General features: G+C 67.3%; 16 protein-coding genes. 6 read left to right on the top strand and 10 right to left on the bottom strand.

The features are described 5' to 3' along the window. Positions 1–30 precede the first annotated feature (30 nt). Positions 31–1,293: an NTP/NDP exchange transporter gene (locus ABIE04_RS14400; RefSeq protein WP_354552755.1), complete on the top strand. Its 1,263-nt coding sequence runs from the start codon at positions 31–33 to the stop codon at positions 1,291–1,293. Between the two features lie 39 nt (positions 1,294–1,332). Here the strand turns inward: ABIE04_RS14400 and ABIE04_RS14405 are convergent, their stop codons facing one another. Both ABIE04_RS14405 and mtgA read right to left on the bottom strand, forming a co-directional pair. Next, positions 1,333–1,761: a CBS domain-containing protein gene (locus tag ABIE04_RS14405; protein WP_214557788.1), complete on the bottom strand. Its 429-nt coding sequence runs from the start codon at positions 1,759–1,761 to the stop codon at positions 1,333–1,335. 97 nt (positions 1,762–1,858) lie between these two features. Further along, on the bottom strand, positions 1,859–2,599 hold the full coding sequence (mtgA, locus tag ABIE04_RS14410) for a monofunctional biosynthetic peptidoglycan transglycosylase (RefSeq protein ID WP_354551621.1): 741 nt from the start codon (positions 2,597–2,599) through the stop codon (positions 1,859–1,861). Positions 2,600–2,698: 99 nt separating this feature from the next. Here mtgA and ABIE04_RS14415 point away from each other — a divergent pair, with 99 nt between their 5' ends. Next, a complete protein-coding gene (locus ABIE04_RS14415) occupies positions 2,699–3,598 on the top strand; it encodes an Hsp33 family molecular chaperone HslO (RefSeq protein WP_354551623.1) in 900 nt (299 codons plus the stop codon). A 13-nt stretch (positions 3,599–3,611) separates the two neighbouring features. Here ABIE04_RS14415 and ABIE04_RS14420 read toward each other — a convergent pair whose 3' ends face one another. Next, a complete protein-coding gene (locus ABIE04_RS14420) occupies positions 3,612–6,512 on the bottom strand; it encodes a bifunctional diguanylate cyclase/phosphodiesterase (protein WP_354551625.1) in 2,901 nt (966 codons plus the stop codon). A gap of 252 nt (positions 6,513–6,764) precedes the next feature. Between ABIE04_RS14420 and ABIE04_RS14425 the strand changes: the two genes are divergently transcribed. Next, the gene (locus ABIE04_RS14425) at positions 6,765–7,673 is read left to right on the top strand and encodes a hypothetical protein (protein ID WP_354551627.1); all 909 of its coding nucleotides are present in this window, start codon (positions 6,765–6,767) and stop codon (positions 7,671–7,673) included. 81 nt (positions 7,674–7,754) lie between these two features. Here ABIE04_RS14425 and ABIE04_RS14430 read toward each other — a convergent pair whose 3' ends face one another. From ABIE04_RS14430 to ABIE04_RS14450, 5 genes are all read right to left on the bottom strand, one after another. After that, positions 7,755–8,657, bottom strand: coding sequence for a DUF4097 family beta strand repeat-containing protein (locus ABIE04_RS14430; protein ID WP_354551632.1), 903 nt, complete (start codon positions 8,655–8,657; stop codon positions 7,755–7,757). 17 nt (positions 8,658–8,674) lie between these two features. Then, positions 8,675–9,130 (bottom strand): hypothetical protein, encoded by a 456-nt coding sequence (locus ABIE04_RS14435; protein WP_354551636.1) that lies wholly within the window; start codon positions 9,128–9,130, stop codon positions 8,675–8,677. Beyond that, positions 9,127–9,672, bottom strand: a complete 546-nt coding sequence (locus ABIE04_RS14440; RefSeq protein WP_354551641.1) for an RNA polymerase sigma factor — start codon at positions 9,670–9,672, stop codon at positions 9,127–9,129. Before ABIE04_RS14440 ends, ABIE04_RS14435 begins: the two co-directional genes overlap by 4 nt. Before the next feature lie 142 nt (positions 9,673–9,814). Beyond that, complete coding sequence (locus ABIE04_RS14445; protein ID WP_354551646.1) at positions 9,815–11,599, bottom strand: phosphoenolpyruvate carboxykinase (GTP); 1,785 nt, start codon at positions 11,597–11,599, stop codon at positions 9,815–9,817. 126 nt (positions 11,600–11,725) lie between these two features. Then, positions 11,726–12,304, bottom strand: a complete 579-nt coding sequence (locus ABIE04_RS14450) for a TetR/AcrR family transcriptional regulator (protein WP_354551650.1) — start codon at positions 12,302–12,304, stop codon at positions 11,726–11,728. Between the two features lie 205 nt (positions 12,305–12,509). On the opposite strand from ABIE04_RS14450, the gene ABIE04_RS14455 reads away from it, so the two are divergent. From ABIE04_RS14455 to ABIE04_RS14465, 3 genes are read left to right on the top strand one after another with little or no spacing between them, the layout of a single operon-like run. Beyond that, entirely contained in the window at positions 12,510–13,364 is an 855-nt protein-coding gene (locus tag ABIE04_RS14455) for an alpha/beta fold hydrolase (protein ID WP_354552757.1), read from the top strand. 9 nt (positions 13,365–13,373) lie between these two features. Further along, positions 13,374–15,824 carry an acyl-CoA dehydrogenase gene (locus tag ABIE04_RS14460; RefSeq protein WP_354551655.1) on the top strand — a complete coding sequence of 817 codons (2,451 nt, stop codon included), beginning with the start codon at positions 13,374–13,376 and terminating at the stop codon, positions 15,822–15,824. A 58-nt stretch (positions 15,825–15,882) separates the two neighbouring features. Next, positions 15,883–16,356 (top strand): hotdog fold domain-containing protein, encoded by a 474-nt coding sequence (locus ABIE04_RS14465; protein ID WP_354551659.1) that lies wholly within the window; start codon positions 15,883–15,885, stop codon positions 16,354–16,356. A gap of 8 nt (positions 16,357–16,364) precedes the next feature. On the opposite strand, the gene ABIE04_RS14470 is transcribed toward ABIE04_RS14465, so the two are convergent. Then, a complete protein-coding gene (locus ABIE04_RS14470; protein ID WP_354551664.1) occupies positions 16,365–17,357 on the bottom strand; it encodes a diguanylate cyclase domain-containing protein in 993 nt (330 codons plus the stop codon). Between the two features lie 114 nt (positions 17,358–17,471). After that, positions 17,472–21,104, bottom strand: a complete 3,633-nt coding sequence (locus tag ABIE04_RS14475) for a response regulator (protein ID WP_354551668.1) — start codon at positions 21,102–21,104, stop codon at positions 17,472–17,474. Positions 21,105–21,112 lie beyond the last annotated feature (8 nt).

Genomic DNA, 21,112 nt, shown 5'->3' on the forward strand with positions numbered 1-21,112 from the left:
CAAACCGTTGTGGAACAAGCCGCCGCGCCGATGCTGTCCGCGCTGGCGTTTTTTTTCGTGATGACTTCGTACTACATCATCCGGCCAGTCATGGGCCAGCTGAGCGGTGCGGTCGGCTCGCAGTCACTGCCGCTGTTCTACGGCGCGGTGTTCGTGGTGATGCTGCTGTTGACGCCGGTGTTCGGCATGCTGGTGGCGCGCTTCCGGCGCAGGCAATTGCTTGGCTGGAGCTACAGCTTCTTCATCCTGTGCCTGCTCGCGTTCGTACCTGCCTTCATGGAGCAGGATCGCATCGGCGCGCGCGAGCTGGGTGTGGTGTTTTTCGTCTGGGCCAGCGTGTTCAACCTGTTCGTGGTGTCGCTGTTCTGGAGCTTCATGGCGGACATCTTCTCCAGCGATCAGGCACGGCGGGTGTTTTCGCTGATCGCGCTGGGCGGCATGGGCGGCGCGGTCTTCGGCCCGTTGGTGACCAAGCTTCTGGTGCAGCTGATCGGCGTGGCGCCGCTGTTGGTGGTCTCGGCGCTGGCATTGAGCTTTTCGATGATGCTGTTGCTGCAGCTTTCCACGCAGCACGACCGACAAGCGGGCAGCCGTGCCGATGAGGCGATTGGCGGCTCGCTGTGGGCCGGCATCAGGGAGTTGTGGTCGCGTCCGTTCCTGCGTTACATGGCCTTGCTGATGTTGTTCGGCGACGGCATCGGCACGTTGGCCTATGCGCTGGTAGCCGATTACGCCAAGGCGCATTTCACCAGCACGGTTGCGCGCACGTTGTTCTACAACGATCTGGATCTGGCTACCAATCTGCTTGGCGCGGTGCTGCAGCTGAGTGTGACGCCGTGGTTGCTGGTGCGTCGTGGTGCGGGTTGGGGGCTGGTCGTGCCATCGCTGGTGAATGTGGCCTTGCTGGCTGCCGTGGCGCTGGTCGGTGACGGCAACTTCATGTTCTTCAGCTACAGCGTGCCGCTGCTGGCGGTGATGATGGTGATCACGCGCGGCTTCGCCTACGGCATGACCAAGCCGGCGGTGGATGCGCTGTACACGAGGGTGCCGCGCGAGACGCGCTACAAGGGCAAGAATTTCGTCGAAACCGCGATATGGCGATTCGGTGACGTGGTGGTGACCAGCGCGGTGAGCGGCTTGCGCATGCTGGGCTGGGGTATCGGCGGCTTGGCCCTGGCCGGTGTCGGCGTCGCCACGCTGGCGGCCATGGTGGCGAGGCGTGCCGGCTGGTCACCCGATCTGGCGCCTGACGATCAAATGCGGGGCGACGGTGGTAAAACGCCGCCAGTTTGAATCTGGCGGATTGCGTTTTCCCGATTCCCGATTCCCGGCCTAACTGGTGATATACCGCTGCAGATGCTCGATCTGTTCGGCCTGCGCGTCGATCACCGCCTTGACCAGGTCGCCGATCGAGATCACCCCGACCACCTTGCCGTCCTGCACCACCGGCAGGTGGCGGATGCGGCTGTCGGTGCACAGGCGCATGCAGTCGAACACGTCGGTATCCGGGCCGACGGTCAGCGGGTTGCCGCTCATGATGTCGGACACGGCGGTCTGCGACGAGGAGCGGCCCTGCAGGATCACCTTGCGCGCGTAGTCGCGTTCGGACATGACGCCGACCAGTTGCTCGCCATGCATCACCAGCAGCGCGCCGATCCGATGCTCGGCCATGTGCTTGATCGCCTCGAGTACGGGCGCATCCGGTGCAATGCTGTAGATCGCGTTGCCCTTGCCTTGCAGCAGATGTTTGACCTGGCTCATGCTTGGGTCTCCCACCGGCCCGGGCGGGCCGTCTGGGCACGAGTCTAGCTCCGCCATGGCGCCGGCGTGTAGTGAAGTTGTGAATCCGCGCAGCGGCTCAGCGCCGTGCGCGCGGCGGACCGCGGCCTTCGATATAGGCGGGCCCGCCGAGCTGGTACATCTGCCGCTGGATCCAGTCCGCGCGGCGTTGCACGTAGGCGCTGGGCCGGTCCGCATGCAGGCGCCGCGGGTTGGGCAGCACCGCGGCGAGGCGGGCGGCCTGGGCCGGACCGAGCCGCGCCGGCGTGGTGTGGAAGTACGCCTCGCTGGCTGCGCCCACGCCATAGACGCCGTTGCCCAGCTCGGCGATGTTCATGTACACCTCGAGGATGCGCTGCTTCGGCCAGGTCAGTTCGATCAGCACGGTGAAGTAGGCCTCCAGCCCCTTGCGCACGAAGCTGCGGCCGTTCCACAGGAACAGGTTCTTGGCGGTCTGCTGGCTGATCGTGCTGGCGCCGCGCAGGCGCCTGCCGTCGTCGGCCGCGTCGAGCGCGTCCTGGATGGAATCGAGGTCGAAGCCGTGGTGGTAGGGAAACTTCTGGTCCTCGCCGGCCACCATCGCCAGCGGCACCCAGGCCGACACCTGCGTCCACGGCACCCAGTGCTGGCGCAGCCGGAAGTCCTTCTCGCCGTGGATCCACGCGCCGAGCTGGCGCTCCATCATCATCGCCGACGTCCACGGCGGCACGAAGCGCAGCACCAGCACCACCAGCCAGCTCAGCGCCAGCCATGCGAGCAGCAGGATCGCCAGCGAGCGCAGCAGACGAACCAGCGGGGCACGGCGGAACGGAGAGGGCATGGCGGTACGCGTGGGAAGATGCGGGCAGTATAAGGGGCGTTGTCCGGATGCCGTCGTGCCCCCATCTGTGGCACTTGCCCTCAATAGAGACCGTCCGCCGTGGAAAACCTGCCTGTCGAAGACGTGCTGCATCGCTTCCTGCTGGAACGCGCCGGCGTGCGCGGCACCCTGGTGCGGCTGGGGCCGGCCTGGCGCGAAGTGGCCGGCCGCGCCGACTACCCATCGGCGCTGCATGCCTTGCTGGGCGAGGCGCTGGCTGCCAGCGCGCTCTTGACCGGCAACATCAAGCTGGACGGCGCGCTGTCGATCGAACTGAAGAGTTCGGACGCGTTGCGCCTGCTGTTTGCCGAGTGCAGCGACCAGGGCCGCCTGCGCGGCCTGGCGCGCTGGAACGAACCGTTGTCCGAGCCGCTGGCGCTGGATGCGCTGGCCGACGCGATCATGGCGATCACCATCGGCAACGTGGATCGCGGCCAGCGTTACCAGGGCCTGGTCGACCTGCGGCACGCCGATCTGGCCGGTTCGCTGGAAGACTATTTCGTGCAGTCCGAACAATTGCCCGCACGGATCCTGCTGGCCGCCGACGGCGAACATGCGGTCGGCCTGATGCTGCAGAAGATGCCGGGCGAAGGCGGCCGCGATGCCGTGCGGGATGACGATGCATGGAATCGCGTGGTGCACCTGACCGCCACCCTGGGCGCGCAGGAACTGCTGGCCATCGCGCCGGAGCAGTTGCTGTACCGGCTTTATCACGAGGAGTCGGTGCGCCTGTTCCAGCCGCGCCCGCTGGCGTTCGGCTGCAGCTGCAGTCGCGAGCGGGTCACGGCGATGCTGCGCTCGCTCGGCCGTGACGAAGTGGAGGCGGCGTTGGCCGCCCGCGGCGACGAAATCGAGGTGGTCTGCGAGTTCTGCGCGCAGCGCTACCACTTCGACCGCATTGATGCCGAACACCTGCTCAGCGAAGCCGCGGCACCCGGTGCACCGGGGACGGCGCAGTAGCGATGAGGGCCGATCAGGCCAGCAGCAGCGGCTTGTCGGTGCCGAGCCACGTGCTGGCGGGCTGCGGCTCGGCGAACAGGAAGCCTTGGCCGTAGCGGCAGCCGACGCGCAGCAGCGCCTGCCGCTGCGATTCTTCCTCGATGCCTTCGGCGATCACCTTCATCTGCAGCGAGTCGGCCAGCACCTGGATCGCGCGCACCAGCGCCAGGCCTTGCGTCTCGGCGTCGTCGGGCGGCAGTTCGGTGATGAAGGAGCGGTCGATCTTCAGCGTCTCGAACGGGTACTGGTGCAGGTAGCTGAGCGAGGAATAGCCGGTGCCGAAGTCGTCCAGCGCGATGCCGACGCCGTGGCTGCGCAGGTTCTGCAGCATCTGCTTGACCTGGGTCGGGTTCTCCAGCAGCGCGTGCTCGGTGACCTCGATGCGTATGCAGCGCGTCGGCACGGCGTACTGGTCGAACAGTGCCAGCAGTCGCTGGTCGAGGTCGGCGGAGCGGAAGTGCCGGCCGGACACGTTGATGCTGATGAAGCCCTCGGTGCCGATCAGCCGCACCGCCTGGGTGCACACCTGCTCGAAGATCTGCCAGTCGATCGCCTCGGCGCAGCCGCACTCTTCGGCGATCAACAGGAAATCGTTCGGCGCCAGCAGGCCGCGTTCCGGGTGGTGCCAGCGCAGCAGCGCCTCGTAGCCGGTGACGCGGCCGTCGGCCAGTTCCACGATCGGCTGGTAGAACGGCTCGAACTCGTTGCGGCTGAGCGCGTGGCGCAGGTCGCTCTCCATGTCCAGCAGCGACAGTGCCTCGCGGCGCAGGCGGTCGTCGAACATCGCCGCGCGGTGGCGGCCGCCGTCCTTCGCGTTGTACATCGCCGCGTCGGCGTCGCGCAGCAGTTCCTCGGGCTGGCGGTAATGCGGGCTGGACAGGGCGATGCCGATCGAGGCGGAGGTGAAGATCTCCTTGGTACCGAGCCGGAACGGCGTCTGCAGCTCGCTGATGATGCGCTCGGCGATCAGCGTCGCCTTGTTGGTATCGACGATGCCTTCCAGCAGCACCGCGAATTCGTCGCCGCCCAGGCGCGCGACGACGTCGCGCGTCTTCAGGCACGCGCGGATGCGGCCGCCAACCTGGAACAGCAGGTCGTCGCCGACCAGGTGACCGACCGAGTCGTTGATCACCTTGAAGCGGTCCAGGTCGATGAACAGCACGGCGAACTGTTCGCTCGGGTTCGCGACGTAGCGCTGCATCGCCTGCTCCAGCCGCTGCAGCAGCAGGGTGCGGTTCGGCAGGCCGGTCAGCGAGTCGTGCAGGGTTTCGTACTTCAGCCGGCGCTCGACGCGCTCGCGCTCGGCGATCTGTTCGCGCAGGTCGCGGTTGGCCAGCGCCAACGCGCGGGTGCGCTCGGTGACGCGGCGCTCCAGCCCGGCGTAGGCGTGTTTCAGCGCCGCTGCGGCCTGCTTGCGTTGCAGCGCGTTGGCGATGTGGTAGCTGACGAAGGTCAGCAACTCCTGGTCGCGCTCGTTGTAGGTGTGCTCGGGCGAGTAGCTTTGCAGCGCCAGCACGCCCATCGCCTTGCCGCCCCAGATCAGCGGCACGCCAAGCCAGCACACCGAGCGCGCGCCGAAGTGGCTGATCTCGCCCTGCGCGCTGAGCCGATCGATCTCCGCCGGCGTGGCCAGCAACGGCTTGGCGTGGCGCAGCACGTACTCGGTGGCACCGCGCCCATGCGCGCGCGGCGGGCGCACGCTGTCCACATCGTCCACCGAATAGGGGAAGGTGAGGTGGCCGTTCTCCTCGTCGATCAGCGCGATATAGAAGTTGCGCGCGTACAGCAGGCCGCTGATCACCTGGTGCATGGCTGCGTAGAACTTGTCCAGACTGTCCGAGGTGTTGGCCAACTCGGCGATGCGGAACAGCGCCGCCTGCAGGCGCTCGCCGCGCTGGCGCTGCAGCACCTGTTGGCGCAGCACGCGGTTCGCCTCGCGCAGCGCAGCGGTGCGGTCGGTCACCCGGCGGCCCAGCTCGATGTGCGCCTCGCGCCGCTCCAGCGCCGTCTGCACATGCTGGGCCACGTAGTTCAGCAGCTCCAGGTCGTGCCGCGAATAATGGGTGTCGGCGCGATAGCTCTGCATCACGATGCCGCCGACGACGCGGCCGGCGCGCAGCAGCGGCGCCCCCAGCCAGTGCTCGCAACGGGGACCGAGCAGCACGAAACGGTCACCGAACTGCTGCTTCAGTTCCTCGAGCGAGCCCATCAGCGGGCGGCCTTCCTGCAGCAGGTTCCAGGTCAGGCTGTGCAGCATGTCGTGCAGCGGCAGGCTCTGGTCCGGCGGGGGCGGGTCGGTATCGGCGATGTCGACGTAATAGGGGAAGCGGACGGTGTCGGTGGCGGCGTCGTACAGCACGATGTAGAAGTTTTCCGCGTACATCAGGCTGCCGACGATGGCATGCAGCGAGCGCATCATCTCGGGCATGTCGTGTTCGGCGCCGGCCTGTTCGGCGATCGCGTACAGCGCGCGCTGCAGCCGTTCGGCCAGCGCCAGGCGCGAGATCGCCTCGTACAGGCGGCTGGTTTCGGCCAGCTGGCGCAAGCGGATGTCGGCCAGCCGGCCCAGCCAGTCCAGGCGGTCGTGTACGACCTCGGGCAGCGGCAGGTCGGCCCATTCGAGCATCAGGGTACGCGGGCCCTGCGGATCCTCGGCCAGTTCCATCTGCCCGGCCAGAGGAGCGGGCTGCTCGTCCATGCGTCGCCAACGCAAGCGGCCATGGATGCCGAAATTGCCCAGCATGAGTTCGCAGACTTCCATCACGCCGGCGGCGTCGGGCGCTTCGAACAGCCGTTCGACCGCCGCGTGCAGGGCCGCAAGATCCCGAGCCACCGGCGGTGGTTGGGATGAACGGATCGTCGGTGTGGCGCTCATTGGACTGCGGCTGGTTCCGGGGCGACCTGGCTGGATCGACGTGGCATGCCTTTATCCCGCCTTTATAACGTGTAAGTCTGCTCCCTCGCCAGTTTTTCGAGGGGGGAACCCGCGGGCGGAGAAGGGGTCAGAAAGGAGACGGATCCTGCCGTTTTTGTGCGTTGGAGTGGGTTTTTGGGGTGTTAGCAAAACGTAAAACGGGGTATAGTGGAGCCCAAGTATCCTCCATTGAGTGAGTCACCGGTCCATCGTATGCGCCGCCTGTCCGCCCTGCTGCTCATCCTGCTGCTGCCGCTCACCGCGGCCGGGCAGTCTGTGGGCGACAACAGTGACATGGCGCAGCGCCTGCTGGCGCAGCCGCCGGATCAGGTAACCGAGGTCGAACCCGGCATCATCGTGCCGTTGTGGCGTGGTGCCGATGGCCGCTTGTTCGCGCTCAGGGCGGATCGCAGCACCGGTGCCGAGGCCCTGCGCAAGAATGCGCCGCTGGCGTTGCGGGTGGTGGATGCCTCCACGGTGACGACGACCGGCGTGGAATACGGGCTGGGGCCACGGCTGCAGGCGCATGCGGAGGTCAGCGAACATTCCTGGACGAATCCGGGCCTGCGCGTGCTCGGCAGCGAAGTGGGCGCCACCTATGACGCGGGCCGTTACAGCGTCGGTGTCAGCGTCGGCACCAACACCACGCCGAACAGGAACGTCTTGCCGCGCGTACTGCCGGGCGCCGCGCCGGGCGTGGATGGCCTGTCCAGCTTCGACAGCAGCTCCCAGCTCAATGCGCATGGCCGGCTGGCCCTGGGCAACAAGAGCGGTATTGACCTGGGTGCCAGCGTGGGCCGCATCCACCTGCTGCCGGGCAACCTGCTCGGCATCGACACGCTGGACCAGAAGGCGTTGAGTTTCGGCGTCGACCACGGCCCGGTGAGCGGCGTGCTGATCGGTCGCACGATGCAGCCGCAGGCCGGCATCCCCGGCGGGCTCAATGCCGACCGCCGCTGGAACAGCATCGACCTGGGTGTGACCTGGCGCCTGCCATGGCGCGGCTCGCTGAGCGTTGGTGCGCAAAACCTGTGGTCGTCCGGTGCCCCGGCGAATACGCCGGCGGGTCCGGAACCGGACCAGTCGCGCACACCGTACGTGCAGTATCACCAGGATCTCTGATCGGCCGGGCCGTATTCCCGGCAGTCATGAAAACGCCGTCGCCATGCGACGGCGTTTTTCGTTTGGGAGAATGGCTCGCGCTCAGTCCTGCTTGCGCACGCGCAGGTCGCCGCTGAAGGTCTCGATGTTGATCTTGCCGGCGCCCGCGCCGAGGCGGACATCGAGCGAGCTGCCGGGGCCGTGTTCGGGCTCCTTCGGCGTGCCGAAATCGCTGCGCAGGTCGCCGCTGAAGCTGCTGGCATGCAGGCTGGCGGAGGTGTTCGCGGGCAGTTGAAGCTGCACGTCGCCGCTCATGCTGTCGATGCCGATGCTGCCGCCGGCGGCCAGGGAGCCGATGAGCTGCACGTCGCCGGACACCGTGCTGAGGGTGAGCTTCTGCCACGGTCCGCCGTTGGCCTGGATACGCCCGGAGATGGTCTGCAGTTCGACATCGCGGCCCAGCGCCGGCGCCAGGATCTCGCCGCTGACGGTCTGCAGCGCGGCCTGCTCGGCATGCCCGGCCTGCTCGATGCCGCCGCTGACGCTGTCCACCTTCAGCGAGGGCGTGCGTGCGTTGATGCGCGCCTTGCCGCTGACCGTATTGACCTGGATGCTGCCGCCGTCCATGCCATCGATGACCAGCGGCGCACTGATCACGTCGACGTCGAGCGAGGCCGCCTTGGGCACGTGCAGTTCCAGCGTGGTCGGCGCCATCTTGCTGTCGCCGCCCCAGTTGAACCAGCCGGAGCCGCCCTGCGGCTCGACCTTGATCTCCAGGTCGCCGTTGCTGCCGGTGATCGCCAGCGGCTTGGCGCCGTCGCCGAGGCGGCCGCTGACCTGCACTTCGTTGCGGTCCCATGCGGTCACGTTCACCGTGCCGGCGATATTGCTGATGCTGACGCGGGCGGTCGGGGTGGCGTCATGGCGCAGCTGGATCGGCGTGTCGGCGAGGGCCTGGCCGATGCAGAAGCACAGCAGCAGGGGAAGGTAGCGGGCGGTTTTCATGATCGTTCCTGGTGGTGTCAGCCGGCCTGGTTGGCCAGTTGGCGCAGTTGCGTCTGTTGCTGTTCGGTGCGGCCGAGCAGGCGCTGCAGCGACGGCGAATCCGGTGCCTGCTGGATCGCGAGTTGCAGCTCCATCTGTGCAGCGTCCAGTTCGATCGCGGCGCCGGCGAGCCGTGGGTCGGACGGCTTCCAGTTGCCGGAAGCCTTCGTGTTGCCGGCTACCGGCGTGGCCGTCGGTATCTGCAGCACGCGCCAGCCGATGCCGCCGGCCAGCAGCAGCGACGCGGCGACGCTGGCGGCGACCAGCCAACGCCGGCGATGGGCCAGCCGAGGCTCGCGCAAGGCCGGGTTGGCGGATGCTTGCGTGCGTTCGGCGTCTTCCAGTGCGGCGTCGATCGAGGCCCACAGGTCGCGCTGTGGCGTGAGCGGCTGGCGCAGGTCGCGCATCTGACGGCGCCATTCGAATTCGTTCATGAGCTTTCTCCCAATACTTTGCGCAGCAGGCCGCGGGCGCGATGCAGTTGCGCTTTCGACGTGCCGACCGCCATGCCCAGTTCGCTGCCGATGTCCTCGTGCCGCCAGCCCTCGATGTCGTGCAGTACCAGCACGGCGCGGGCACGTGGCGGCAGCTGGCCGATCGCACGTTCCAGTTCCTCGCGCTCGGCGGCGCAGAACGGTGTTTCGCCGGTGTCCGGCAGATGCTCGTCGTCGAGCATGCTGACCGGGTCGGCGCCGCGGGCGCGGATGTCCATCAACGCCACGTTCACCGCGAGGCGGTACAGCCAGGTGCCGAACGCGCTCTCGTGGCGAAAGCCGGGCAGTTTTTGCCAGGCGCGGATGAACGCATCCTGGGTGAGGTCTTCGGCGCGGGCGTGGTCGTAGCCGGCGAGCCGGTACACCGCACCATGCACGCGGCCCACGTGCAGCTGGTACAGCCGCTGGAACGCGTGACGGTCGCCGGCAGCCGCGGCACGCACGTCATCGCTGTCGTTGGCTCGCGTTGAGGCGGGCGACATGGAACTTCCAAGGGCAGGACAGGCGGCGATCATCTTGCCAGCTTGGATGCGGCGTTGCGCGAAAGGGTTTGAACGGCGGCCGCGATGGCGGGCCTGCAAACATCGCGGGCAGTCGGGGTGACCTGCCCGCGATCGGGATGCCTCAGGAGGCGACGGCTTCGCGGTGTGCCTGGCCGGCGTCATCTTCCAGCGCCCGGGCCACGCGCTGCTGCTCCTGGCGCAGGCGTTCGGGCAGGCGTGGGGCGAAGCTCTCCAGGTATTCGCCGATGGCGGACAACTCGGCCTGCCAGCCGGCGTTGTCCACATCGAGCAATTCATCGAGCCTGGCGCGGTCGAGCTTGAGCCCGTCCAGCTTGAGTTCGCCCTCGCCCGGCAGGATGCCGATCGGCGTCTCGACGCCGCTGACGCGGCCTTCGGCACGGTTGATCATCCACTCCAGCACGCGCAGATTGTCGCCGAAGCCCGGCCACAGGAATTTGCCGTCGGCGCCCTTGCGGAACCAGTTGACGTGGAACACCTTCGGCAGCTTCGCGCCGGGCCGGTCGAAGGACAGCCAGTGCGCGAAGTAGTCGCCGTAGTGGTAGCCACAGAACGGCTTCATCGCCATCGAGTCGCGACGCAGCACGCCGACCGCGCCGGTGGCGGCGGCGGTGGTTTCCGAGCCCATCGCCGCGCCCATCAGCACGCCGTGGGTCCAGTCGCGCGCTTCCATCACCAGCGGCAGCAGCGAGGGACGACGGCCGCCGAACACGATCGCGCTGATCGGTACGCCTTGCGGTGCCTCGGCCATCTCCGACCAGGTCGGGCACTGCTTCGCGCTGACCGTGAAGCGCGAGTTCGGGTGCGCGGCCGGGCCGTTGGCCGGATCGTACGGACGTCCCTGCCAGTCGGTGACCGGGGTGCCGGGCAGGCCTTCCCACCATGGCTGGTTGTCGGCGGTGACGGCGACGTTGGTGAAGATGGTGTCGTGCGAGATGCTCTTCAGCGCGTTGTGGTTGGTGGCGTCGCTGGTGCCCGGCGCCACGCCGAAGAAGCCGGCCTCTGGGTTGATCGCGTATAGCCGTCCATCTGCACCGGGGCGCATCCAGCAGATGTCGTCGCCGACCGTCCACACCTTCCAGCCGTCGCGCAGATAGCCTTCCGGCGGAATCAGCATCGACAGGTTGGTCTTGCCGCAGGCGGACGGGAAGGCGGCGGCGACGTAGTGCGTCTCGCCCCGCGGGTTCTCGATGCCGACGATCAGCATGTGTTCGGCCAGCCAGCCTTCGCTGCGCGCCTGGTGGCTGGCGATGCGCAGCGCGTGGCACTTCTTGCCCAGCAGCGCGTTGCCGCCGTAACCGGAGCCGTAGGACTTGATCGACAGCTCGGCGGGGAAATGCATGATCCAGCGGCGTGCGGGGTCGAGCTCGCCGACGGAGTGCAGGCCCTTCACGAACGAACCCTCGCGCTCGATCCGCGCCTGCGCGGCGGCGCCCATGCGGGTCATGATCTTCATGTTGGCGACCACGTACGGGCTGTCGGTGATCTCGACGCCGCAGCGTGCCAGCGGCGAGTCGATCGGGCCCATGCAGTACGGGATCACGTACATGGTGCGGCCTTCCATGCAGCCGTCGAACAGCGCATCGATCTTCGCGTGCGCCTCGGCCGGGGCCATCCAGTGGTTGTTCGGGCCGGCGTCGTCCTTGTCCGGATGGCAGACCAGGGTCAGCTGCTCGACGCGGGCGACATCGGAGGGGTGGGAGCGGTGCAGGTAGCAGCCCGGATGGGTCTGCTGGTTCAGTTCGATCAGGGTGCCGTCGGCCAGCATTTGTTGCACCAGGGTCTGATATTCGGCGTCCGAGCCATCGCACCAGTGAATCTGTGCGGGGCGGGTCAGCGCCGCCGCCTGGTTGACCCACTGTTCGAGCGCTTCCAGCTTGCTGGCCATCGTGTCCTCTTGAGGTCTTCAGGAAAAGTGATCTGAAACGGTAGTTTGCGTGCACTGGTATTGCAAGGTCCGATGCAACAAGAACGGCGCCAGATGGCGCCGTTCGGGGACTTCCGCTGGGCCTGGTCAGGCCGGGATGAGGGTCGTGATCATGTGTTCGACGTAGGCGTCGAACTCTTCGTGGTTGAGCCGCGGCAGGCCCAGGGTGAAGTTCAGCTGCAGGAAACCGACGTAGGCGGCGTAGGTCAACCGCGCCCGGTTCAGCGCCTGCGGCGGGGCCAGGCCGGCCTCGCGATAGGCGGTGGTGAGAAACTCCATCCGCCGCTGCGACACGCGCGCCATCACCGGCACCACCTGCGGATGGTCGAGCGCCTTCAGCAGTGCGGCGTACACGCGGTGCGGCTGCAACTCGTGCGCCACCCGGCGGAACAGTTCGGGCAGGCGCTTGCGCGGGTCGGTGATCTGTTCGATCTGGCCCAGCACCTCACGCTCGCCGTACTGCTCCCAGCGCTCCAGCGCGGCGTGCAGCAGGGCTTCGCGGGTGCGGAAATGCCAGTAGAAACTGCCCTTGGTCACGCCCAGCCGGCGCGCCAGGGCCTCCACGGCCAGTGCGCCGACGCCTTGTTCGGCAATCAGCTGCAGGGCGGCAAGTTCCCAATCCTCCGCCGACAGGCGGGTACGTTCTGGCTTGCTACTGACATTCATGTGCGTATGGTAGCCACACCCCGTGCATTTGTAATGTGTGGCATCCATCTGACTGAATGTCATGGCAATTTGCTGCGCCATCGGGATTACGCGGCGGCGTGGTTGACGGCGCTTGTCGAGGCAATCCATACTCATCCGTATGGAAAACGACATCCGTGCTCCCGATGCCATCAGCCGCTTCCCCGTCGCCGATTTGAGCCTGGCGATGGAGACGCGTCGCCCGGATGGCAATCCGGCGCTGCTGTTCGCGCATGGTTTTGGCCAGACCCGCGGCGCCTGGGGCGGTGCGGCCGCGGCGCTGGCGCAGGCGGGTTGCCGTTGCGTCACGTTCGATGCGCGCGGTCACGGCGAGAGCGACCGGGTGGCGGGTGGCGCGGATGCCAAAAGCGGTTACCACATGGACCAGTTCGCCGACGATCTGCTGCGGTTGGCCGTGGCGCAGCCGCAGCCGCCGATCCTGGTGGGCGCGTCGATGGGCGGCCTGCTCGGCATCGTGCTGGCCGGCGAGATGCGGCCGTCGCCGTTCCGCGCCTTGGTGCTGGTCGACATCACGCCGCGCTGGGAAACCGCGGGGGTGGAACGCATCCTCGCCTTCATGCAGGCGCATCCGGACGGCTTCGCGAACTACGCCGACGCGGCCGAACAGATCGCCGCCTACCTGCCGCAGCGGCGCGAACGCAAGAGCGAGCAGCAACTGCGCCCGCTGCTGCGCGAAAGTGCCGACGGACGCCTGCGCTGGCACTGGGACCCGGCCCTGCTGGCCGGCGATCTGGTGCAGGAAAGCGAGCGCTACCAGCCGCGCCTGCAAGCCGCCGCCACGAAGATCGACGTGCCCGTGCTGCTGTTGTCGGGCGCGCGCAGCGACGTGGTGTCGCGCGCCACCGTCGACGAATTCCTGCAACTGGTGCCGCATGCGCGACATGTGGAACTGCCGCACGCCACGCACATGGTGGCGGGCGATGCGAACGACGCATTCACGCGCGAGGTCGTGCGCTTCGTGCAGAGTCTTGATCCGTTACCCGCCGGCCGGCGCGTCGCCGGCGCCGTTCAATCGCAATGAGGTGTTGAGATGTCCGTGATACTGACCCTGCTGGCGGCGCTGATTGCCTCCGGTGCCTGTGCCTATCATCGCAGCAGCCTGCGCACCTGGGCGATCGTCACGATCGTCGCCACGCTGGTGGTGGGGCTGCTGGCCCACGCACCGTGGACCACGGCGATCCTGTTGATCGTCGAGCTGGCGATCGCGCTGCCGCTGCTGCTGGTGGACTTCCGCCGCAAGCAGATCAGCCTGCCGCTGCTGAAGCTGTTCGCCAGGGTCACGCCGAAGCTGTCGGAGACCGAGCAGACCGCGCTGGAAGCCGGCACGGTCGGCTTCGAGGGCGAACTGTTCTCGGGCAAGCCGGACTGGCACGAACTGCTGAAGCAGCCCAAACCCGAACTGAGCGTGGAGGAGCAGGCCTTCATGGACGGCCCGGTGGAAGAGCTGTGCGGGATGATCGACGACTGGCAGATCACCCACGAACTGGCCGACCTGCCGCCCGACGTGTGGGACTTCATCAAGAAGAACCGCTTCTTCGGCATGATCATCCCGAAGCAGTACGGTGGCCTGCAGTTCTCCGCGCTGGCGCATTCGGCGGTGCTGCAGAAGCTGTCCACCATGTCGGCGACGGTGTCCTCGACGGTGGCGGTGCCGAACTCGCTGGGGCCGGCCGAACTGCTGCTGCACTACGGCTCGGAAGAACAGAAGAACCATTACCTGCCGCGCCTGGCGGTGGGCGAGGAGATTCCCTGCTTCGCGCTGACCGGCCCGTACGCCGGCTCCGACGCCACCTCGATCCCCGACGTGGGCATCGTCTGCAGGCAGGTGGTCGACGGTGCGGAGACGCTGGGCATCAGGCTCACCTTCGACAAGCGCTACATCACGCTGGCGCCGGTGGCCACCGTGGTCGGCCTGGCCTTCCGCATGTACGACCCCGAGCACCTGCTCGGCGACAAGGAAGACCTCGGCATCACCCTGGCCTTGCTGCCGCGCTCCACGCCCGGCCTTGAAATCGGCCGCCGCCACTTCCCGCTGAACATCCCGTTCCAGAACGGCCCGATCCGCGGCAAGGACGTATTCGCGCCGTTGTCGGTGCTGATCGGCGGCCCGCAGATGGCCGGCCACGGCTGGCGCATGCTGGTCGAATGCCTGTCGGTGGGCCGCGCGATCTCGCTGCCGTCGAACGCCACCGGCGGCATGCGCGCCTCGGCGCTGGCCACCGGCGCGTACGCGCGCATGCGCAAGCAGTTCGGCCTGGCGGTGGCCCGCTTCGAGGGCGTCGAGGAAGCGTTGGCGCGCATCGGCGGGCTCACCTACGCCACCGCGGCGCTGTCGCGCGCTACCGCCGCCGCGGTCGACCGCGGCGAGAAGCCGGCGGTGCCGTCGGCGATCGCCAAGTACCACGCCACCGAGTGGGCACGGCAGATCGCCAGCGACACCATGGACGTGCACGGCGGCAAGGCGGTGCAACTGGGCCCGAAGAACTACGCCGGCCGCGGCTGGGCCAGCGTGCCGATCGCGATCACGGTGGAAGGCGCCAACATCATGACGCGCAGCCTGATGATCTTCGGCCAGGGTGCGATCCGCTGCCATCCCTACGTACTGAAGGAAATGCAGGCGCTGTCGATCGCCGATCGCGGCGAGCAGCTGAAGACGTTCGACCGGTTGCTGTTCGGCCACATCGGCTTCGGCATCTCCAACGCGGTGCGCAGCTTCGCGATGGGACTGAGCGGTGCGCGCATCGGCGAGACCGCCGGCGACAACTACACCCGCCGCTACTACCGCAAGCTCGATCGTTATTCGGCCGCGCTGGCGCTGTGCGCCGACGTGTTCATGGGCGTGCTCGGCGGCAAGCTGAAATTCAAGGAGAAGCTGTCGGCGCGCCTGGGTGACGTGCTCAGCTACCTGTACATCGCCAGCAGCATGCTCAAGCAGTACGAGGACAACGGCCGGCCGGAAGCCGATCGTCCGTTCCTGGCCTGGGGCTTCCATGAGTGCATGTGGCTGATCCAGAACGCGCTGGACGGCGCGATCCGCAACTTCCCGGTGCGCCCGGTGGCGTGGCTGCTGCGCGCGCTGGTGTTCCCGCTGGGGCGCCGCGAAGTGCCGCCGTCCGATCGCCTCGGCCGTCGTGTCGCCGCGCTGCTCACGGCGCCGAACGAAGCGCTCGATCGACTCACCGACTGGGTCTACACCACGCCCACGGCGAACAACACGATCGGCCGCATGAAGGCGTTGCTGCCCGACGTGATCGCCGCCGAGCCGGTCGACCGCAAGTTCGGCAAGGCGTTGAAGGCTGGCCAGTTCAGCTCGCACGACTACCTGGGCCAGCTTGCCGAGGCGCAGCAGGCCGGGGTGATTTCCGAGGCCGAGGCCGAGCTGCTCAGGCGCGTGCGCGAAGGCGTGTTCGAGTTCATCTCGGTGGACGACTTCGATACGGACGAGCTGCGTGCGTTCAAGACGCGGGCCGACGCCGCGTAAATCGATCTGACCGACCGGCCCGTCTTGCGGGTCGGTTCTTTGTCCCGGAGGGCAAAAGATGAGTGCCTCGGTGTTGTCGCTGTACCGTCGCATCACGCGCTGGCCGGCGGGCCACTGGATATTCTCGCGACTGGTCTGTTTCAGGGCGCCGTACTTCGCCACGATCGCACCGCGCTTCGTGGCGCTGGCGCCGGGCCGCTGCGAGGTGCGCATCCGCGACCGGCGCCGCGTGCACAATCACATCGGCACCGTGCACGCGATCGCGCTGTGCAACCTGGCCGAGCTCAGTGCCGGAGTGATGACCGACGCGACCATTCCGGCCGACATGCGCTGGATTCCCAAGGGCATGAGCGTCGAGTACCTGAAGAAGGCGGTGGGCACGATGCACGGCATCGCCACTCCCGAACTGGCTACGCCCGTGCCCGATGGCGGCCACGAGTGGCCGGTCAGGGTCGAGGTGGTGGACAGCGCTGACGAGACGGTCTTCCGTGCGCGCGTGCTGATGTGGGTGTCGCCGCGCAAGCGCGATTGAACGGGGCGTCAGTCCGCCAGCGCGCAGCGGTTCTTGCCGCCGCGCTTGGCTTCGTACATGGCATGGTCGGCCGCATGCATCAGCCGTTCGTCGGCGTCTGCATGTTCGCTTGGCGCATACGCGGCGATGCCGATGCTGGCGCCGACGCGTACCTCGATCAGGTGGCCGTTGACGCGCAGCGCATAAGGCTCGCCCAGCGCCACGCACAGTTTTTCGCACAGCTGCATGGCCAGCTGTGGATCCTCGATGTCCTCCAGTACCAGCGCAAACTCGTCGCCGCCCAGCCGGGCCACCGTGTCGTTGCTGCGCAAATGGGCCGACAGCCGTGCGGCGATCTCCTGCAGCAAGGCGTCGCCGGCGGCATGGCCATGGCTGTCGTTGACGTGCTTGAAGCCATCGATGTCGATGCAGGCCAGTGCGAACTGGCTGTGGTGGCGGTTTGCGCGCTGGATCGCGCCATGCAGGCGGTCGTGGAACAGGATGCGGTTCGGCAGGCCGGTCAGGGCGTCATGGTGGGCCTGATGGCGCACCATCGCCTCCATCAGCTCGCGCTCGGCGATCTCCTGGGTCAGCTGCTGGTTGCGCTCGGCCAGCTCGTCCAGCGTGTGCTGCAGCTTGGCGCGCGCCGCGTACAGCTCCAGGAACACGCGCACCTTCGACTGCAGGATCACGTCGTTGATCGGCTTGGCGATGTAATCCACCGCGCCGGAACGGTAGCCCTTGAGCCGGTTCATGTCGTCGGCGTAGGCGGCGGTGACGAAGATGATCGGGGTGTCGCGCAGGTGCTCGGCTTCGCCCAACAGGCCAGCCACCTCGAAGCCGTCCATGTCGGGCATGTTGACGTCGAGCAGGATCAGCGCGAACGCGTGGTCCAGGCACAGCGCCAACGCCTCGTTGCCGCTGCGCGCCTCGAACAGCTGCGCGCCGCTGTTGGCGAGCAGTCGGCGCATGGCGACCAGGTTGGCGGCGGTATCGTCGACGACCAGGATTTTCGGTGGCATCGCGTTCATGTCGGTAGCGGAGCGGTTCTCCTTGGCCAACCTTAACCGTTGGCGGTCATGGCCGGCGTGAACTGCTGCACCATCCCGTCGGGTTCGAGCGAGGTGGCACGGTGCTCAGCGCTGCAGCCACACGCGCATCAGCGCCGCCAGCTTGTCGGTGTCGATCGGTTTGGACAGGTAATCGCTGGCGCCCATCTCCAGGCACTTTTCGCGATCGCCGCGCATCGCCTTGGCGGTCAGCGCGATGATCGGCAGGCTGGCGAAATGCGGCTGTGCGCGGATCGCGCGGATGGTTTCGTAGCCATCCATGCCCGGCATCATGATGTCCATCAGCACCAGCTCCGGCGCTTCGTCGTCGGCCAGCATCTTCAGCGCCTTGGGCCCGTCCTGCGCCATGTTCACCTGCAGCCCCCAGCCGCGCAGCACCTTGGACAGCGCAAACAGGTTGCGCATGTCGTCGTCCACGAGCAGCACGCGACGGCCCGCCAGCTCGCTGCCCACCGCCGGTTCGGCGGCGCTTCGCGGCGGCGCCTGCCGGATGCTGTGCAGGAACAGGCTGACCTCGTCGAGCAGCTGCTCGGTGGAGCGCGCGCCCTTGAGCACGATGGCGTCGGTGTACTGGCGCAGCCTCAGGTTCTCGTCGCGGCTCAGTTCGCGGCCGGAGTACACCACCACCACCGGCACGCCCTTGCTGGTCTGCGCCAGATGCGCCAGCAGTTCGAGCCCGGACATGCCGGGCAGGCCCAGGTCGAGCACGATGCAGTCGTAATCCGTGCTGGCGATCTTCTCCAGCGCGTCCTCCGCTGACTCCGCTTCGTCGATCTGCAGCTTGTCGCTGCGCAGCATGATATGAACGGCGGTGCGCGAGTCGGCGTCGTCGTCCACGATCAGCAGGCGCTGTGGCTGCCCGGCAGCGGAATGCAGCAGGCGCTCGAGTGCCAGGCCGATCGATTCGCGGCTGACCGGCTTGGTCAGGAAGCCCACTGCGCCGCGCTCCAGCCCGCGCGTACCGCCGTCGTCGACCGAGATGAAGTGCACCGGGATCGCCCGGGTGGCATCGTCGGCCTTGAGCTGGTCGAGTACGCTCCAGCCGTCCATTACCGGCAGCGAGACATCCAGCAGGATGCCGGTGGGGCGATGCTCGCGCGCCAGTTGCAGGCCCGATGCGCCATCGCCGGCGGCCAGCGCGCGATAGCCCTTGCGCTGGATCATGTCGATCAGGATGCGCACGAAGGCAGGGTCGTCCTCGATCACCAGGATCGTGGTCTGGTCCGGCGGTGGCGCATCGCGGCCATTGCCGTTCGGCGGCAGATACGGCGAGGCGGCCCGGCTGAGCCGGGTTGTGCTGGCGCGCGGCATGTCTTCGGCGGACCCGGAAGTCGCGGGCGGCGTCTCCGGCAGCAGCACGCTGAAGTGGCTGCCGCGGCCGCTCTCGCTGCGCAGCACGATATCGCCGCCGAGCAGTTGCGTCATCCGCCGCGAGATCGCCAGGCCCAGCCCGGTGCCGCCGAACTGGCGGCTGGTGCCGGCATCCACCTGCTCGAACGCGTTGAAGACGCGCTGGAACTTGTCTTGCGGAATGCCGATGCCGGTATCGCTCACCGTCATCGCGATCAGCGATTGACCGCGGAGTGCCTCGGGGATCTCGACGTCGCTGCCTGGGCGGCCGATGCGCAGGCTCACCGCGCCATCGGCGGTGAACTTGAACGCGTTGCTGAGCAGGTTGTTGGCGATCTGCTCGAGCTTGCCGCCGTCGGTGCGCAGGATCGAGGGCAGGCCGGGGTCGATGTCCAGCGTGAAGCCCAGCCGCTTTTCCTCCGCCACATGCACAAACGTGCGCCGAAGCCGTTGCCCCAGCTCGGCCAGCGCCAGGTCGTCGATCACCAGTTCCATCTTGCCGGCCTCGACCTTGGACAGGTCGAGGATGTCGTTGATCAGGTGCAGCAGGCTGTTGCCGGCGTCGTGGATGATCCGCGCCGACTCGATCTGTTCCTCGTCGAGGTTGCCGGTGTCGTTGTCGGCCAGGCTGCGCGACAGGATCAGCAGGCTGTTCAGCGGCGTACGCAGTTCATGCGACATGTTGGCCAGGAACTCGGACTTGTACTGGCTGGCGCGGGCCAGCTCGGCGGCCTTGTCGGCGGTTTCCTGCTGCAGGTCCTCCAGCACGTATTTCTGCCGGTTCAGGCTGTCGGTCTTCTCGCGCAGTTCCTCGTTGGACGCCTGCAGCTCATCGGCCTGCACGCGCAGCTCTTCCTCGGAGGCGATCAGCCGTGCGGACTGTTCCTCCAGTTCGGCCGTCTTCGTCTGCAGCGCCTCGTTGCTGTCGCGCAGCACCTCCTTCTGCTGGCGCATCACCAGTTCGGACACGCGCAGGTCGTCGGCCTGTTCCTGCGTCTGCAGCAGCAGGTCGTGCGTGCTGATCGCGCGGTTGAGGTTCTCCAGGGTCAAGGCCACGATCGGCAGCAGTTCGTCCAGCAGCTGTTTCTGCTGTGCGGTGAGCGGCCCGAAGCCGGCGAGTTCCAGCACGCCGATAAGGGTATCGCGGTAGAGCACCGGCAGGATCGCGACGTGGCGTGGCAGCGCCTCGCCGCTGCCCGAGTCGATGTGCAGGTAATTTTCCGGCACGTCGTCGAGCATGATGGGCTTGCGTTCGATCGCGCACTGGCCCACCAGTCCTTCGCCGGGCAGGTAGTGGTCCGCCGTACGGTTGTTCAGGCGCAGGCCGTAGCTGCCCAGCAGATCGAGGCGATGGCGCGCGTCATCGAAGGAATAGAACAGCCCCACGCCGGCCTTGCACAGCGGCACCAGTTCGCTGGCCAGCCATTGCGCGAAATCCTTGTGCGTGGTGGCCTGCAGCAGCACATGCGAAATGTCCGACACGCGGGATCGGACCCAGGTCTGCGCCTCGGTATCCAGCGACATCTGCTTGAACACCTGCAGCGCGCGGGCAATTTCACCGACCTCGTCGCGGCGGTCGAGCCGGCGGATCTCGAAATCGTGATCGTGATTCGCCAGCCGCGTCATCATGTCGGTAAGCCGACGCAGCGGCCGGGTCACCAGCTGCGAGGTCAGCCGGATCACGGTGATGCCGAGCAGGACCCCGAGCAGGATCGCGAAGATGTTGATCCACTTGGTGGTGACCAGGGCGCTGTCGAGTTGCCGGTTGCGCACCGTCAGCAGCTGGCTTTCCTCGGCCACCATCTGGTCGATGACGGCGTACATGTCCTCGCTGCGAACCGTGCGGTTCGCCAGATAGTTCGACTGGATATGCTGCAACTCCAGCGCCATCGCTGTCGTATCGGCGCTCTTCAGCCGGGCAATCGCGTCGATCGCGTTGGACTTCATCTCGCGCTGCCACTGGGTGGCCATCTTTTCCAGCGAATCGATGCGCAACTGCTGCAGCTGATTGTCGGCAGTCATCTGGCGCAGGTGGGCGATGCGCTCGCGCAGGTCCCTGGTGCCGCTGTCGAACATCTCCCGCTGGTCGGCGCGTTGCGTCAGCATGTAGCCGCGCGCGCCGATCTGCGTGGTCTGCAGGGCGCGCTGCGCATGATCGAGTTCGAGCAGCACCTGATAGGTGTGCGTCGCCCAGCGGCGGTTGTTTTCCTGCTCGCGCAGCGAGTGCAGGGTGATCAGGCTGGTCAGCAGGAACAGGCCCAGCAGCAGGCCGATCGCCAGCATCATCTTGCGCCGTATCGGCTGATCGGCCAGCCATGAATTCTTCTTCGGGCGGATAGGTTGCTGCATGCAGGTCA

This window comes from Rhodanobacter soli (genome assembly GCF_040548735.1).
GTDB classification, from domain to species: Bacteria; Pseudomonadota; Gammaproteobacteria; order Xanthomonadales; family Rhodanobacteraceae; genus Rhodanobacter; species Rhodanobacter soli_A.